Source organism: Cellulomonas sp. H30R-01 (genome assembly GCF_010119915.1).
In the GTDB taxonomy this organism is placed as follows: Bacteria; Actinomycetota; Actinomycetes; order Actinomycetales; family Cellulomonadaceae; genus Cellulomonas; species Cellulomonas algicola.
Window position 1 is genome coordinate 266,042 of record NZ_CP048210.1, and the last position, 15,197, is coordinate 281,238.

General features: G+C 72.8%; 14 protein-coding genes. 9 read left to right on the plus strand and 5 right to left on the minus strand.

Going from position 1 to position 15,197, the window contains the following annotated elements; translation table 11 throughout:
- Window positions 1-21: 21 nt before the first annotated feature.
- A complete protein-coding gene (locus GXP71_RS01180) occupies window positions 22-654 on the minus strand; it encodes a carbonic anhydrase (protein WP_124341480.1) in 633 nt (210 codons plus the stop codon).
- Between the two features lie 173 nt (window positions 655-827).
- Here GXP71_RS01180 and GXP71_RS01185 point away from each other — a divergent pair, with 173 nt between their 5' ends.
- Genes GXP71_RS01185 through GXP71_RS01200 form a run of 4 tightly spaced genes read left to right on the plus strand, consistent with a single transcriptional unit; the run spans window position 828 to window position 5,217 of the window.
- Window positions 828-2,093, plus strand: coding sequence for an extracellular solute-binding protein (locus GXP71_RS01185; RefSeq protein WP_162354137.1), 1,266 nt, complete (start codon window positions 828-830; stop codon window positions 2,091-2,093).
- Window positions 2,094-2,106: 13 nt separating this feature from the next.
- On the plus strand, window positions 2,107-3,078 hold the full coding sequence (locus GXP71_RS01190) for a carbohydrate ABC transporter permease (RefSeq protein WP_162351163.1): 972 nt from the start codon (window positions 2,107-2,109) through the stop codon (window positions 3,076-3,078).
- Window positions 3,078-3,926, plus strand: a complete 849-nt coding sequence (locus GXP71_RS01195) for a carbohydrate ABC transporter permease (RefSeq protein WP_162351164.1) — start codon at window positions 3,078-3,080, stop codon at window positions 3,924-3,926. Before GXP71_RS01190 ends, GXP71_RS01195 begins: the two co-directional genes overlap by 1 nt.
- Window positions 3,927-3,942: 16 nt before the next feature.
- On the plus strand, window positions 3,943-5,217 hold the full coding sequence (locus tag GXP71_RS01200; protein ID WP_162351165.1) for an ABC transporter ATP-binding protein: 1,275 nt from the start codon (window positions 3,943-3,945) through the stop codon (window positions 5,215-5,217).
- 130 nt (window positions 5,218-5,347) lie between these two features.
- Here GXP71_RS01200 and GXP71_RS01205 read toward each other — a convergent pair whose 3' ends face one another.
- The 3 genes from GXP71_RS01205 to xseA form a co-directional block, all read right to left on the minus strand.
- A complete protein-coding gene (locus GXP71_RS01205; RefSeq protein ID WP_162351166.1) occupies window positions 5,348-6,271 on the minus strand; it encodes a carbohydrate kinase in 924 nt (307 codons plus the stop codon).
- The gene (locus tag GXP71_RS01210) at window positions 6,268-6,567 is read right to left on the minus strand and encodes an exodeoxyribonuclease VII small subunit (protein WP_162351167.1); all 300 of its coding nucleotides are present in this window, start codon (window positions 6,565-6,567) and stop codon (window positions 6,268-6,270) included. Before GXP71_RS01210 ends, GXP71_RS01205 begins: the two co-directional genes overlap by 4 nt.
- A gap of 67 nt (window positions 6,568-6,634) precedes the next feature.
- A complete protein-coding gene (gene xseA, locus GXP71_RS01215; protein ID WP_162351168.1) occupies window positions 6,635-7,888 on the minus strand; it encodes an exodeoxyribonuclease VII large subunit in 1,254 nt (417 codons plus the stop codon).
- A 221-nt stretch (window positions 7,889-8,109) separates the two neighbouring features.
- Between xseA and GXP71_RS01220 the strand changes: the two genes are divergently transcribed.
- On the plus strand, window positions 8,110-9,153 hold the full coding sequence (locus GXP71_RS01220) for a 4-hydroxy-3-methylbut-2-enyl diphosphate reductase (protein WP_162351169.1): 1,044 nt from the start codon (window positions 8,110-8,112) through the stop codon (window positions 9,151-9,153).
- Window positions 9,154-9,313: 160 nt separating this feature from the next.
- Here GXP71_RS01220 and GXP71_RS01225 read toward each other — a convergent pair whose 3' ends face one another.
- The gene (locus GXP71_RS01225) at window positions 9,314-10,732 is read right to left on the minus strand and encodes a DNA recombination protein RmuC (RefSeq protein WP_162351170.1); all 1,419 of its coding nucleotides are present in this window, start codon (window positions 10,730-10,732) and stop codon (window positions 9,314-9,316) included.
- 99 nt (window positions 10,733-10,831) lie between these two features.
- Here GXP71_RS01225 and GXP71_RS01230 point away from each other — a divergent pair, with 99 nt between their 5' ends.
- From GXP71_RS01230 to ychF, 4 genes are all read left to right on the plus strand, one after another.
- Window positions 10,832-11,695: an ABC transporter ATP-binding protein gene (locus tag GXP71_RS01230; RefSeq protein ID WP_202924306.1), complete on the plus strand. Its 864-nt coding sequence runs from the start codon at window positions 10,832-10,834 to the stop codon at window positions 11,693-11,695.
- Complete coding sequence (locus GXP71_RS01235; protein WP_162351171.1) at window positions 11,671-13,224, plus strand: hypothetical protein; 1,554 nt, start codon at window positions 11,671-11,673, stop codon at window positions 13,222-13,224. The genes GXP71_RS01230 and GXP71_RS01235 overlap by 25 nt, the downstream gene beginning before the upstream one ends.
- A 145-nt stretch (window positions 13,225-13,369) precedes the next feature.
- The gene (locus tag GXP71_RS01240) at window positions 13,370-14,014 is read left to right on the plus strand and encodes a hypothetical protein (RefSeq protein WP_162351172.1); all 645 of its coding nucleotides are present in this window, start codon (window positions 13,370-13,372) and stop codon (window positions 14,012-14,014) included.
- Window positions 14,015-14,118: 104 nt separating this feature from the next.
- Entirely contained in the window at window positions 14,119-15,195 is a 1,077-nt protein-coding gene (gene ychF / locus GXP71_RS01245; protein ID WP_162351173.1) for a redox-regulated ATPase YchF, read from the plus strand.
- The last annotated feature ends 2 nt before the right edge of the window (window positions 15,196-15,197 follow it).

Here is a 15,197-nt window from a genome sequence, read left to right on the forward strand (position 1 = left end):
CGCGGCGCGGCCGCGCGCCGGTCAGCCGATATCGCCGACGGACTCCGTCAGGTGCACCTGGCCGTCGGCGAGCGTGTACTCGAGGCCCACGATCGCGCAGCGCCCCTCGGCGATGGCCTCCGCGAGCGACACCGAGTAGCCCTGCAGCATCTGCACGGTGTGCCGGACGTGCTCGTGGCCGAGCGTCGCGGCGTCGACGTTCCCGATGCCGCCCTCGCCCGCGAGGTTGACGATCGACGGGATGACGCGGTCGACGACCGCACGCACGAAGCCGCGGGGGAGCGACCCGTCCTGCAGCGCGGCGGTCGCGGCGGCGACGGCCCCGCACGAGTCGTGACCGAGGACGACGACGAGCGACGCGCCCAGCACCTCGACGCCGTACTCGATCGACCCGATGACGGTCGTGTCGAGCACGTGCCCCGCGGTACGGACCACGAACACGTCACCCAGTCCCTGGTCGAAGATGATCTCCGCCGCGACCCGCGAGTCCGAGCAGCCGAAGATCACGGCGAACGGGTGCTGGGCGGTGGAGAGCTCGGCGCGGCGGTCGATGCCCTGCGACGGGTGCTCCATCTCGCCGCGCACGAAGCGGGCGTTCCCCTCACGCAGTGCGGACCAGGCTTCGGCGGGAGTCACGTTCGGCACGACCGACATCGTGGCAGCAACACGACGGGGCGGCAGCGGATGACCGCCAGGCGGTCGCAGGACACGCACGCGAGGCGGCGTTCCCGTGGCGGACCTGCGACGACAGGAGTAGGCAAGGTCATGGCGCGGGGGAGCGCCGACGGGGGAGGTGGCTCGTGCGACGCCGGACGAGAGCGCTCGTGATGGTGGCGACGGTCGGTCTGCTCGCGCCGCTCGCGGCGTGCGCGGCCGAGTCGGGTCCGCCCGTGCTCACGTGGTACATCAACCCGGACGACGGCGGCCAGGCGGAGATCGCCCGCCGCTGCACCGACCAGGCGGGCGGTGAGTACCGCCTCGAGGTGTCGGTCCTGCCCCGCGACGCCGCCTCGCAGCGCGAGCAGCTCGCCCGACGGCTCGCCGCGAAGGACACGTCGATCGACCTCATGAGCCTCGACCCGCCGTTCATCCCGGAGCTCGCCGAGCCCGGGTTCCTCGCGCCGATCCCCGACGACGTCGCGCAGCGCGTCTCGCAGGACGTCGTGCAGGGCGCGCTCGACGGCGCGACCTGGGGCGACAAGCTCGTCACGGTCCCGTTCTGGGCGAACACGCAGCTGCTCTGGTACCGCAAGTCGGTCGCGCAGGCCGCAGGGCTCGACCCGGCGACGGCACCCGTGACGTGGCAGCAGGTCATGGAGGCCTCCAAGTCCCAGGACAAGTACCTCAGCGTGCAGGGCGCCAAGGCCGAGTCGCTCACCGTCTGGATCAACGCGCTGGTCGAGTCGGCCGGCGGGCAGATCCTCGAGAACCCCGAGGCCCCGGCCGACGAGCTCACGCTCGGCCTCGACTCCGACGCGGGGCGCGCGGCGGCCGAGATCATCGGCACCATCGGCAAGGACGACCTCGCCGGTCCGGCGCTGCCGACCGAGGACGAGAACGCGTCGATGTCGATCTTCCAGGGGGACCGCGGCTCGTTCATGGTCAACTGGCCGTTCGTCTGGCCCGCGACGAAGGCGGGCGTCGAGGACGGCGCGATCGAGCAGTCCGTGCTCGACGACATCGGCTGGGCCCTGTACCCGCAGGTCGACGAGGCGCAGGAGTCCCGGCCGCCGTACGGCGGGATCAACCTCGGCGTCGGGGCGTTCAGCCGGTACGTCGACCAGGCGTTCGCCGCGGCCGAGTGCATCGTGCAGCCCGAGAACCAGGTCTACTACTTCGTCGAGAACGGCAACCCGCCGTCGAACACGACCGCCTTCGACGACCCGCAGGTGATCGAGGCGTTCCCGATGGCCCCCGTCATCCGCCAGTCGCTCGAGCAGGCCGCGCCGCGACCGCAGACGCCCTACTACAACGAGGTGTCCTCCGGTCTGCAGGAGACGTGGCACCCGCCGTCGTCGGTGAACCCCGACACGACGCCGCAGAAGTCCACCGACTTCATCACCGCGGTCCTCCGCGGCGACCAGCTGCTGTGAGAGGGGAGGGGTCATGACGAGCCAGGCGACAGCCCCCGCAGCGGCGGAGATCCGCGGCACGGCCGGGCGATCCGCGAAGGCGCTGCGGTCCGACCGTGCACGAGCCGAGGCGCGGCTCGGCTGGTACCTCGCAGGTCCGGCGTTCGTCGTCATGCTGGCGGTCACGCTGTACCCGATCCTGCAGGCGATGTACGACTCGCTGTTCCGGTACCGGCTCACCGCACCGGACGACCGCTCGTTCGTCGGTCTCGCGAACTACGGCGTCGTGCTCTCCGACGCGGTCTGGTGGCAGGCGTTCGGCGTGACCGTGCTCATCACCGTGATCACGGTGGCGGTCGAGCTCGTCCTCGGGTTCGCGCTCGCGCTCGTCATGCACCGGGCGATCAAGCGGCTGCGCGGGCTGCTGCGCACGGCGATCCTCGTGCCCTACGGGATCATCACCGTCGTCTCCGCGTTCGCGTGGTTCTACGCGTTCGACATCAACTCCGGCTACGTGAACACCTGGTTCGACTGGGTGCCGGGGATCGACGAGAACCTCAACTGGTTCGCCGAGTTCGGCACCGCGATCTTCGTCATCATCGCCTCGGAGATCTGGAAGACCACGCCGTTCATCTCACTGCTGCTCCTGGCCGGTCTGGCACAGGTGCCCGGCGAGCTCGACGAGGCCGCCGAGGTCGACGGCGCCACGTGGTGGCAGCGCCTGCGACGCGTGACGCTGCCGAACATGAAGGCCGCGATCATGGTGGCCGTCCTCTTCCGGGCGCTCGACGCGTTCCGCATCTTCGACAACGTCTTCATCATGACGAACGGCTCCGCGGGCACGACCGTGCTGTCGCTGCTGGCCTACCGGACGTCCATCGGGAGACTCGAGATCGGCCTCGGTTCCGCGATCTCGGTGCTGCTGTTCCTCGCCGTCATCGGGATCTGCTGGGTCGCGATCAAGCTGTTCAAGGTCGACCTCGCCGGCGCGAGGGGGGAGGGGTGATGAGCGCGCTGACCACCCGCATGAAGGTCGTGTGGGCCGTCATCACGGTCCTGGTGCTGACCTACGCGCTGTTCCCCGTGCTGTCGATCATGGCGACGTCGTTCAAGCTGCCCAGCGAGCTGAACACGGGGACGTTCCTCCCGTCGCAGTGGACGTGGACGAACTACAACGAGATCCTCGGGCCCGACGGGTCCGCGCGGGACCTGTTCCTGCCGGCGCTGCGCAACTCGATCGGCATCTCGCTCATCGCCACGGCGATCGCCGTCGTGCTGGCCACGCTCGCCGCCTACGCGATCGCGCGGCTCGACTTCCCCGGCAAGCGGCTCATCCTCACGACCGCGCTGGGCGTCTCGATCTTCCCCGTCATCTCGATCGTGACTCCGCTGTTCAACCTGTGGCGCAACATCGGCCTGTACGACACGTGGGCGGGCCTCATCATCCCGTACCTGTCCCTCACGCTCCCGATCTCCATCTGGACGCTCGCCGCGTTCTTCCGGCAGATCCCGTGGGAGCTCGAGCAGGCGGCGCAGGTCGACGGTGCGACCAGCTGGCAGGCGTTCCGCAAGGCGATCGTGCCGCTCGCCGCACCCGGCGTGTTCACGACCGCGCTCATCGCGTTCTTCATCGCGTGGAACGACTTCGTCTACGGCATCTCGCTCACCTCGACGAGCCGCGCCCGCCCCGTGCCCGCGGCCCTCGCGTTCTTCACCGGCGCCTCCCAGTTCGAGGAGCCGACCGGTGCCATCTCCGCCGCGGCGGTGATCGTCACGATCCCCGTCGTCATCCTCGTGCTGCTGTTCCAGCGCCAGATCGTCGCGGGCCTGACCCAGGGCGCGGTCAAGGGCTGACCCGAAGGAGACCTCCATGGCTGCGATCACGCTCACCGACATCCAGAAGCGCTACCCCGACGGCTTCCACGCCGTGAAGGGGGTCAGCCTCGACATCGCCGACGGCGAGTTCGTCATCCTCGTCGGCCCGTCCGGCTGCGGGAAGTCGACGCTGCTGCGGATGATCGTCGGGCTCGAGGACATCACCGACGGCGAGCTGAAGATCGGTGGTGAGCGCGTCAACGAGAAGGCGCCGCGCGACCGCCAGCTCGCGATGGTGTTCCAGAACTACGCGCTCTACCCGCACCTCACGGTGGCCGAGAACATCGCGTTCCCGCTGCGGCTCACCAAGGGCCAGTTCACCGAGGCGCAGATCCGCGAGAAGGTCAGGTTCGCCGCCGAGACCCTCGAGCTGCAGGACCACCTCGAGCGCAAGCCCGCGAACCTGTCCGGCGGGCAGCGGCAGCGCGTCGCGATGGGCCGTGCGATCGTCCGCGACGCGCGCGCGTTCCTGTTCGACGAGCCGCTGTCCAACCTCGACGCCAAGCTCCGCGGCCAGATGCGCACCGAGATCGCCCGCATGCAGCGCCGCATGGGCACGACCACCGTGTACGTCACGCACGACCAGACCGAGGCCATGACCCTCGGCGACCGCGTCGCCGTCCTCCGCAAGGGCGAGCTGCAGCAGGTCGCGTCGCCGCGCGCCCTCTACGAGCACCCCGTCAACCTGTTCGTCGCCGGGTTCATCGGCTCGCCGCCCATGAACTTCGTGCCCGGTGAGCTCTCCGGCGACACGCTGAGCCTGCCGTTCGCCGAGGTCCCGCTCACCGACGACCTGCGGCGCCGGATCGGGTCGCGGCAGCTGGTGATCGTCGGCATCCGGCCCGAGCACTTCGAGGACGGCACGGTCGCGCAGCGGCAGGGCCGCACCGGCGGTGTCACCTTCGAGGCGGACGTCGACGTCACCGAGTGGCTCGGCTCCGACCTGTTCGCCTACATCCCCTTCGAGACGCACGAGTCGGTGCGCGGCAAGCTCGAGGAGCTCGACCGGGACCTCGACGGCGAGGGGCTGCGCACCCAGCTCGTCGTGGCGCTCGCGTCGGACTCCCGCGTCCGCGACGGCGACCGGGCCACGCTCTGGTTCGACGCGTCGAAGATCCTCGTCTTCGACCCCGAGACGGGCGAGAACCTCACCTTCGACGAGCGTGAGGCGAGGGCGATCGACGAGCAGAACGAGCAGGACCGCAAGGCGTCGCTCGAGCGTGCGCACGCGCGCGAGCAGCGCGACCGGGAGCGGACCAAGACGGCCTGAGCGTCAGGCGCGACGGCGACACCTCGGCGTCACGCGTCACCGCGTCAGCGGTACGCGCGGTGGCGCCGGCGCGGCGCGCGGCCCGTCGACCGCCATCGAGGCCGCCGTCGAGGGGGGGGCCGGACATCCGTCAGGCGTCGAGCTCGGCCGACGTCGGGGGGTTCGCGCCCGGGCGGGACACGGTGATCGCGGCGATGCGCGCGCAGCGCTCGAGCACGCGCTCGACCGTTGCCGCGTCGACGTCACGCAGGGCCTCCCGACGGTCCGCCCCCAGCAGGCCCGCGGACCACAGCCCGTCGATGAGCCCGCCCATGAACGAGTCGCCCGCACCGACCGTGTCCGCGACCTGCACCGACGGCGCCGGCACCGTGATCCGGGCACCCGCCGCCGTGCTCGCGAACGCACCCTCACCGCCGTGCGTCACGACGACCAGCGCGGGTCCCGACCGGCTCCACTCCTCGGCGATCTCCGCGGGCGCGACACCCGGGTGCAGCCACCCGAGGTCCTCGTCGCTGACCTTGACCACGTCGGCCAGCCGCACGAGCGCGTCGACGAACGGCTGCGCGTGCGCGGGCGACCCCATGAGCGCGGGCCGCAGGTTCGGGTCGTAGGTGATGGTCGACGTCCCCTGACGCCGCGACACCTCGTGCGCGACGCGCGTGCCGCCGGGCTGCAGCACCGCCGCGATCGACCCGGTGTGCACGACGACCGGGTCGCCGGCGGGCTCGTCCCAGGACGTCGGCAGGTCCCACTCGAGGTCGAACTCGTACGTCGCGACGCCCTGCGCGTCCAGGTGCGCCGTCGCGACGGGGGTCCGCGCGGGCGACCGGTCGCCCCGCAGCACGCGCACGTGCGACGCCTCCAGGTGGCGACGCACCGCGTCACCCTCGGCGTCCAGCCCGAGCCAGGTGAGCAGGTCGACCTCGCGGCCCAGCCGACCGAGGCCCAGCGCCACGTTCGCCGGGCTGCCGCCGGGGTGCTCCGCGCGCGAGCCGTCCGGTCGACGCACCGCGTCGATGAGCGCCTCGCCGATCACCAGGGCCCGCTCGCTCACCGGTCGTCCTCCTGCTCGTTCGTGGGGTCGGTGGCCGACCCGGCTGGGGGTTCGTCGGCCGCGCGCACCGCGGCCAGGCGCTCGCGGGCGCCGTCGAGCCACTGCTGGCAGCGCGCGGCGAGCGCCTCGCCGCGCTCCCAGAGCCGCAGCGACTCCTCGAGCGACGCCCCGCCGGCCTCGAGCCGGGCGACCACCGCGACGAGCTCGTCGCGCGCCTCCTCGTAGGTCAGCGCCGACACGTCGGCGTCCTGCTCGGGAGGGCTGTCGGGGGTGCTGCGGGAGGGCGTCGTCGGCACGACGCACAGTCAACCACCCGCGGCCGACGGCGCCCTGCGCCCACCACCGACCGGACGCCCGACGTCGTCAGGGGGCGACGACCTCCGCGGCGATCTCGCCCTGCGCGACGCGGACGCGGAGCCGGTCGCCGGGGTCGACGTCGACCGGGTCACGAACGACCCGACCGTCGGCGCGCTGCACCACGGCGTACCCGCGCTCGAGCGTCGCCGCGGGGGAGAGCGCCCGGACCTGCGCCGCGAGTCCCGCGACCTCCGCCCGACCGTGCACGAGCTCGGTGTGCAGCGCACGCCGGGCCGCGTCGCGCAGCACGTGCACGCGCGCCTCGTGGCCGTCGACGAGCGCGGTCGGGTTCGCGAGCACCGGACGGCTGCGCCAGTGGTCGAGGCCCGCCTGCTCGCGCGTCAGCCGGTGCACGAGCGCACCGCGCGACCGGTGCCGCAGCTGCAGCACGCGCGCGCGTTCCTCGCTCACGTCGGGCACGACGCGCTTGGCCGCGTCGGTCGGCGTCGACGCGCGGAAGTCCGCGACCAGGTCCAGGAGCGGCGAGTCCATGTGGTGCCCGATCGCCGAGACGAGCGGTGTACGGCACGCGGCCGCCGCGCGGACCAGGGTCTCGTTGCTGAACGGCAGCAGGTCCTCGAACGACCCGCCGCCACGCGCCACGACGACCACCTCGACGCGCGGGTCCGCGTCGAGGTCCGCGATCGCGGCCGACACCTCGGGCACCGCGCGCGGCCCCTGGACGGTGACGCGCCGGATCTCGAACCGGACCCCGGGCCAGCGCGCCCGCGCGTTCGACACGACGTCGTGCTCCGCGTCGCCCTGCTGCGCGCACACCAGCCCGACGACGGCCGGCAGGAACGGCAGCGGCCGCTTGCGGGCCGCGTCGAACAGCCCCTCGGCGGCCAGCACGCCCTTGAGGTGCTCGATGCGCGCGAGCAGCTCACCGAGCCCGACCAGGCGCACGTCGTCTGCCTGGAACGTCAGGTCGCCCTTCTTGGCGTGGAAACGCGGGCTCGCGTGCACCACGACGTGCGCGCCGTCGGCCGCAGCGTCGCCCAGCCGCCGGATCGCGCCGGCGGGCGCGGTGACGGACAGCGACATGTCGAGGTCCGTGTCCCGCAGCGTGAGGAAGTACATCGTGTTCCACCGCTTGAGGTTGAGCACCTGCCCCTCGACCCACACGGGCGGCATCCGCGCGATGTAGTCCGCGATCTTCGGCGCGAGGTGCCGGACGGGCCACGGGCGCTCCGGCGTCGTCTCCGCGGCACGCAGCGGCAGCGGCAGCCGCGCGGCCGGCTCCTGGGGTTCGGTGCTCACCCGCACAGCCTGCCCCACACCGCGGACAACCCCAGTCGTCGGCCGAGACCTGCCCCGCGCCGTCGACCCCGTCATGACGCCCGCTCACGTCCCCGACGCGGGCGTCATGACGGGGTCGCGGTCCGGTCGACGCGTGCGAGGCCCGTGGACGTCGCGTGGAGGTGCGCGAACGCACACCCGCGCGGGGTCGTCCGCGCGCGGTGCGAACGTAGACTCGCGACGTGACCTCTGCGACCGACCAGGCCCCCGGCGTGCCCCCGACCAAGCGCGTGCTGCTCGCCGCGCCCCGCGGGTACTGCGCCGGCGTCGACCGGGCCGTCGTCGCCGTCGAGAAGGCCCTCGAGCACTACGGCGCCCCCGTGTACGTCCGCAAGGAGATCGTGCACAACAAGTACGTCGTCGAGACGCTCGCCGCCCGCGGCGCCGTGTTCGTCGACGAGACCGACGAGGTGCCCGAGGGCGCGCGCGTCGTGTTCTCCGCGCACGGCGTCTCCCCGGCCGTCCACGCCGCCGCCGCGGCCCGCTCGCTCCAGACGATCGACGCGACGTGCCCCCTGGTGACGAAGGTCCACAAGGAGGCGGTCCGGTTCGCGGCCGAGGACTACGACATCCTGCTCATCGGCCACGAGGGCCACGAGGAGGTCGAGGGCACGCAGGGCGAGGCGCCCGAGCACATCCAGGTCGTCAACTCCCCGGAGGCCGTGGACGACGTCGTCGTGCGCGACCCCGAGCGCCTCGTGTGGATCTCCCAGACCACGCTCTCGGTCGACGAGACGATGGAGACGGTCCGCCGCCTGCGCGAGAGGTTCCCGCACCTGCAGGACCCGCCGAGCGACGACATCTGCTACGCCACGCAGAACCGTCAGGTCGCCGTCAAGAAGCTGGCGCCGCACTGCGACGTCGTCATCACCGTGGGCTCGGCGAACTCGTCGAACTCGGTCCGCCTCGTCGAGGTCGCGCTCGACGCCGGGGCGCGCTCGTCCTACCGCGTCGACAAGGCGTCCGAGATCGACCCGGCCTGGTTCGACGGTGCGACGACCGTCGGCGTCACGTCCGGCGCGTCCGTGCCGGAGATCCTGGTGCGCGACGTCCTCGAGCTGCTGGCCGGCCTCGGCTACGGCGAGGTCGAGGAGGTCCGCACGGCGACCGAGGACCTCATGTTCTCGCTCCCGCGCGAGCTCCGCGCCGACCTCAAGGCCTCCGGGGTGACCCCGGAGCGGCCGCGCCGCGAGGGTCGCCGCTCGCTCGACGTCCAGCCTGCCTGACACCAGCGACGGTCAGGACGTCGGCGTCGAGCGGGCCGTCCTGAGACGGGCCCCGACCGGAGCCGGCCTGACGACCGAGCCCACGACGAGCCTGACGTCCACGATGGGCCACGCCATGGGCTGACGCACCGTCCCGAGGAACCAGCCGGTGGCGCGACCGTCAGGCGGTCGTCGCCCCCTCGCCCCCGGCCCGGCGGCCCTCCGGACGCGGGAGCTCGGCGTCGAGGGCCCGGGCGTCGCGCCGCTCGACGCCGTCCCCGAGCACGCGGTCGTCGAGGGCCACGAACTGCTCCTCGGCCGACGCGACCAGCTCGGGTGCGCTGACGACGGAGAGCTGCGGGTTGACGGGCGTCGGCGTCGGCAGGTCCCCGTCGACGACGTGCAGGTCGGCGAACCTGCGCGCGCTCACGAGCACGCGCGTCTCGAGCGAGCCGACCGCCTGGTTGTAGGCGCCCGCGGCGGAGTCGATGGCCCGCCCGAGGCGGGTCAGGTGGGCGCCCATCGTGGCCAGGCGGCCATGCAGCTCCTTGCCGAGCGACAGGACGGCCTGCGCGTTGCTGGCGAGCGCGTCCTGCCGCCACGCGTACGCGACCGTCCGCAGCAGCGTGAGCAGCGTGACGGGGGTCGCGAGCACGACGTTCCGCTCGAACGCGTACTCGACGAGCGTCGGGTCCTGGTCGGCGGCGGCGTGCAGGAACGACTCGGCGGGGACGAACATGACGACGAACTCGGGTGCCGGCGCGAACTGGTCCCAGTACCGCTTCGAGGCGAGGTCGTCGACGTGCTTGCGGACGTGCCGGGCGTGCGCGGCGAGCCGGTCGGCCCGCACCGCCGGGTCGTCCGTCTGGGACGCCTCGAGGAAGCCGAGGAACGCGACCTTCGCGTCGACGACGACGTGCTTGCCGCCCGCGAGCCGCACGACCATGTCGGGGCGCAGCAGCCCGTCGTCGGTGCGCACCTGCTCCTGCTCGACGAAGTCGACGTGCGCGAGCATCCCGGCGGCCTCGACGACCCGGCGCAGCTGCACCTCGCCCCAACGGCCACGGACCTGCGACGACCGCAGCGCGGTGACGAGCTGAGCCGTCTCCCCGCGGAGCTGCTCGGAGGCCACCCGCATGGCGCGGACCTGCTCGCCGAGCGCCGCGTGACCCTCGACGCGCGCCTTCTCGGCCTCGGCGAGCTCGGCGCGGACCTGGTCGAGCGTGCGGGACAGCGGCTCGACGAGCGCGCGCACGGCCTGCTCCCGCTGGGCGAGCTCGCCGACCTGCGTCTGGTGGTCGGCCGCGAACCGCTGGTGCGCGAGCGCGAGGAACTGGTCGGAGCTCGTCGCGAGCGCGTCGGCGGCGAGCGCACGGAACTGGTCGGCGACGCGCTCGGAGTCGGCCTGCGCGGCGGCGAGCCGGTCGGCGGTCGCGGCGCGCTCCGCGTCGAGCACCGCACGGACGCGCGCGGCGTCGACCTCGGCGGCGTGCAGGCGTGCGGCCGTGCGACGACCCGACGACGACGCGAGCAGCCACGCGACGGCCGCACCCGCGACGAGGCCGACGAGGAGGCCGACGAGCAGCGCGGTCGTGTCCATGCCCGCACCCTCTCAGCCGCCACCGACACACGTCCCGGTGCGCGCCGGTGTGGCGCCGACGGGCGCCGCACGGCCCGACATGCTGCCTATGCTGGGCCGATGCCGCCCGAGGACGTCGCCCCGACCCCGTCCCCTGCGTCGGTCCCGGCCCCCGGCTCCGTGCCGGTGCCCGCGCCCGACGCCGTCCACCCCGCCCCGTCCGCCGCGCCCGCGCTCGCGCTGCGCGGTCTGTGGCGACGCTTCGGCGAGAAGATCGCCGTCGCCGGCGTGGACCTCGACGTCCCGGCGGGCTCGTTCTACGGGCTCGTCGGCCCGAACGGCGCGGGAAAGACGACGACGCTGTCGATGGCGACCGGCCTGCTGCAGCCCGACGCGGGCACGGTGCTCGTCCACGGGCAGGACCTGTGGGCGTCGCCGCTGCAGGTCAAGGCCATGCTCGGCGTGCTGCCCGACGGCGTGAAGCTCTTCGACCGTCTGACGGGCGAGCAGCTCATCACCTACGCGGGCCTGCTGCACGGCCTCGACCGGGACACCACCGCGGAGCGCACGCGCGACCTGCTCGCCGCGATGGACCTCACGAAGGACGCGGGCACGCTCGTCGTCGACTACTCGGCGGGCATGACGAAGAAGGTCGCGCTGGCCTGCGCGCTCGTGCACGTGCCGCGCCTCCTGGTGCTCGACGAGCCGTTCGAGGCCGTCGACCCGGTGTCCGCGGCGAACATCCGCGACATCCTCGCGTCGTACGTCCGCTCGGGCGGCACCGTCATCGTGTCGTCGCACGTCATGGACCTGGTCCAGCGCATGTGCGACCACGTCGCGATCATCGCCGGTGGGCACGTGCTCGCCGCGGGCACCGTCGACGACGTGCGCGGCGACGCCAGCCTGGAGGACCGGTTCGTCGACCTCGTCGGCGGGCGCGTCAGCGGGGAGGGGCTCGCGTGGTTGCGCACCTCGTCCGACTGAAGCTCACGCTGCTGCGCAACGGGCTGAAGCGCAGCGTCTGGCAGGTGGTCGGCCTGGCCCTCGGCCTGCTCTACGGGCTGTTCGTCACCGTGATCGCGGTCGCGGGCGTCGTCACGGTGTCGGTCGCGTCGCCCGACCTGCTGCCCACCGTCGTCGTCCTCGCCGGCTCGGCCGTGATGCTCGGCTGGTGGGTCGTCCCGCTCGTCGCGTTCGGGGTCGACTCGACCGTCGACCCGGCGCGTTTCGTGACGTTCGCCATCCCGCGCCGCCAGCTCGTCGCGGGGCTCGCGATCGGCGGGCTCATCGGCGTCCCCGGCGCGATGACGACGCTCGTCTCGCTGGGCACCGTCGCCGCGTGGTGGCGCGACCCCGCCGCGCTCGTCGCCGCCATCCCGGCGGCGGTGCTGTTCCTCGTCACGGCCGTGGTCGGCAGCCGCGCGACGACGACCCTCGTCGCGCCGCTGGTCGCCCGTCGGCGCGTCCGCGAGGTGCTCGCGATCATCGCCATCCTGCCGATCTTCCTCATCGGGCCGATCCTGTCGAGCCTCGACGGCGCGTTCGACGGTGCCCAGCTCGACGGCCTGGTGAACGGTCTGGCGTGGTCGCCGCTGGGCGCCACGTGGGGTGTGCCCGCGGCCGTCGTCGACGGTGACTGGCTCGTCGCGCTCGGCCGGCTCGCGGTCGCCGTCGTCACGCTCCTGGTGCTCGCCGTCGCGTGGGACCGCAGCCTCGCGCACAGCCTGGTCAACCCGATCCAGGAGCGCGTCGGCGGCAAGGGGCGCGACCTCGGCTGGTTCACGCGGCTGCCCGCGACGCCGCTCGGCGCCGTGACGGCGCGCTGCCTCACCTACTGGGTGCGCGACCCGCGGTACGCGGCGTCGCTCGTGTTCATCCCGATCGTGCCGATCTTCCTGTGGTTCTCCTCGCCCGGCGGTGAGCTGCTGCTCATCCTCGGTCCGGTCGCGGCCTACTTCATGGGGTGGGGGATCTCCGCCGACGTCGCCTACGACGGGTCCGCGTTCTGGACGCACGTCGCCGCGCCCCTGCGCGGCTCGGTCGACCGGCTCGGCCGCGTGCTGTCCGCCGCGCTGCTCGGCGTGCCGCTCGTGCTGGTCTGCGTCGTCGCGCCCGCACTCGTCGTCGGCCGTGCCGACGCGCTGCCCGCGCTGCTCGGCGTCTCGTTCGGCGTGCTCCTCACGGCGTGGGGCGCGTCGAGCATCGCGTCGGCCCTCGTCGTCTACCCGGTCCAGAAGGCGGGGGAGAACCCGTTCCAGACGAAGTCGAACGGCGGGACGACGGCCGTGGTGTCGCAGTTCGTCGGGTCGCTCGCCGTCGCCGCCGCATCCCTGCCCGAGGGCGTGCTCGCGCTGATCGCCGTGCGGCAGGGGATCGCGTGGCTCGGCGTGGTCACGCTCGTCGTCGGCCTCGTGCTCGGCACGGTCGCGCTCGTCGTGGGCGTTCGCGTCGGCGGGCGGATCCTCGAGCGACGCCAGACCGACCTCCTCAAGCAGCTCGTCGCGTTCGCCTGACGGAGCCACGCTCGGCCCCCCGCGAAGCCGCCTGGCAGGCAACCGCATGGGGACGAATCGGGACCAAGGGGCCTGGCGCCTTCGTCCCCGGCTGAGTTGCGTGGGGCGTAGGCGCATCGCCGCGCCGCTGTGAAAGGGGGATCTGATGACCATCGCACTGGCTCCCACCGACCTGTTGACCACCGGCGTCGCTCCGCCTCACGGGGTCGTCGCGGCGGTCGCCCGACCGCGCGGGACGCCTCGCCTCGTCGTGCTCGTGCTCGCGCTCGCCGGTCTGGCCCTCACCTGCTGGCTGAGCGTCTCCGTCCTCTCCGACCCCGACTTCGTGGTCGGGTCGACCACGCCCGTCGTGGACGGGCTGACGATCTTCGCCGTCTTCTTCGTCGCCGCACTGATGATCGAGCGTCTGCTCGAGCCGTTCACGTCGTGGCTGGTCCCCGCGGACGACGCCAAGGCCGCGGCGGCGTCGGACAGGGACGCTGCGACCACCGCCCTCGTGTCCGGCGGCTCGAGTGCCACGGTCAACACCGCCGTCGAGAAGGCCGCGCAGAGCGCGGCTAACCTGGCCGAGAAGAAGTGGCAGCGGTCCGTCACGATGTGGGCCATCGCGTCCGCGGTCGGGATGTGGGTGGCGTCGTCGATGCACCTCTACTTCCTCTCCACGGTCGGGATCGCGTCGGCGGCGCGTTGGCAGGAGGTGCTGGCGACGGGGCTGATCATCGGAGCCGGCACGAAGCCCCTCCATGACCTGACCGAGCTCATCGCGGCCAAGAAGGACGCGGCGGCATAGGTGCCGCACGACTCGCTCAGCCGCCCGGCGCCGGCCGCGCGGTTGGGCGGGTGCGCGCGTGACGGCGACGCCGCGTTCCGCCGTCGCCCGTAGACTTGCCGCCCGTGGCACTCACCATCGGCATCGTCGGCCTGCCCAACGTCGGCAAGTCCACCCTCTTCAACGCGCTGACCCGGGCGCAGGTCCTCGCGGCGAACTACCCGTTCGCGACGATCGAGCCGAACGTCGGCGTCGTGCCGCTGCCCGACCCGCGTCTCCAGGTGCTCGCCGACCTGTTCGGCTCCGAGCGCATCCTGCCCGCGACGGTGTCGTTCGTGGACATCGCCGGGATCGTCAAGGGCGCGAGCGAGGGCGAGGGCCTGGGCAACAAGTTCCTCGCCAACATCCGCGAGGCCGACGCGATCTGCCAGGTCACGCGGGCGTTCGCCGACCCCGACGTCGTGCACGTGTCCGGCGCGGTGAACCCGAAGGACGACATCGAGATCATCAGCACCGAGCTGATCCTCGCCGACCTCCAGACCCTCGAGAAGGCGATCCCGCGCCTCGAGAAGGAGGTCAAGGGCAAGAAGGCCGACCCCGCGCTCCTGGCGGCGGCCGTCGCCGCGAACGAGGTCCTCGAGAAGGGCCAGACGCTGTTCGCCGCGGGCCTCGCCGACGACGAGCACGTCGCGCAGCTCCAGCTCATGACGGCCAAGCCGTTCATCTACGTCTTCAACACCGACGACGAGGGCCTCGCCGACACCGCGATGCAGGACGAGCTGCGCGCGCTCGTCGCCCCCGCCGACGCGATCTTCCTCGACGCGAAGTTCGAGTCCGAGCTCGTCGAGCTCGAGCCCGACGAGGCCGCCGAGATGCTGTCCGAGAACGGCCAGGACGAGGCCGGCCTCGACCAGCTCGCCCGCGTCGGCTTCCACACCCTCGGCCTGCAGACGTACCTCACCGCCGGCCCGAAGGAGGCCCGCGCCTGGACGATCCGGCAGGGCTGGACCGCGCCGCAGGCCGCCGGTGTCATCCACACGGACTTCCAGAAGGGCTTCATCAAGGCCGAGGTCATCTCGTTCGACGACCTCGTCGCCGCCGGCTCCGTCGCCGCCGCACGCGCCGCCGGCAAGGCCCGCGTCGAGGGCAAGGACTACGTCATGGCCGACGGCGACGTGGTGGAGTTCCGCTTCAACGTCTGACT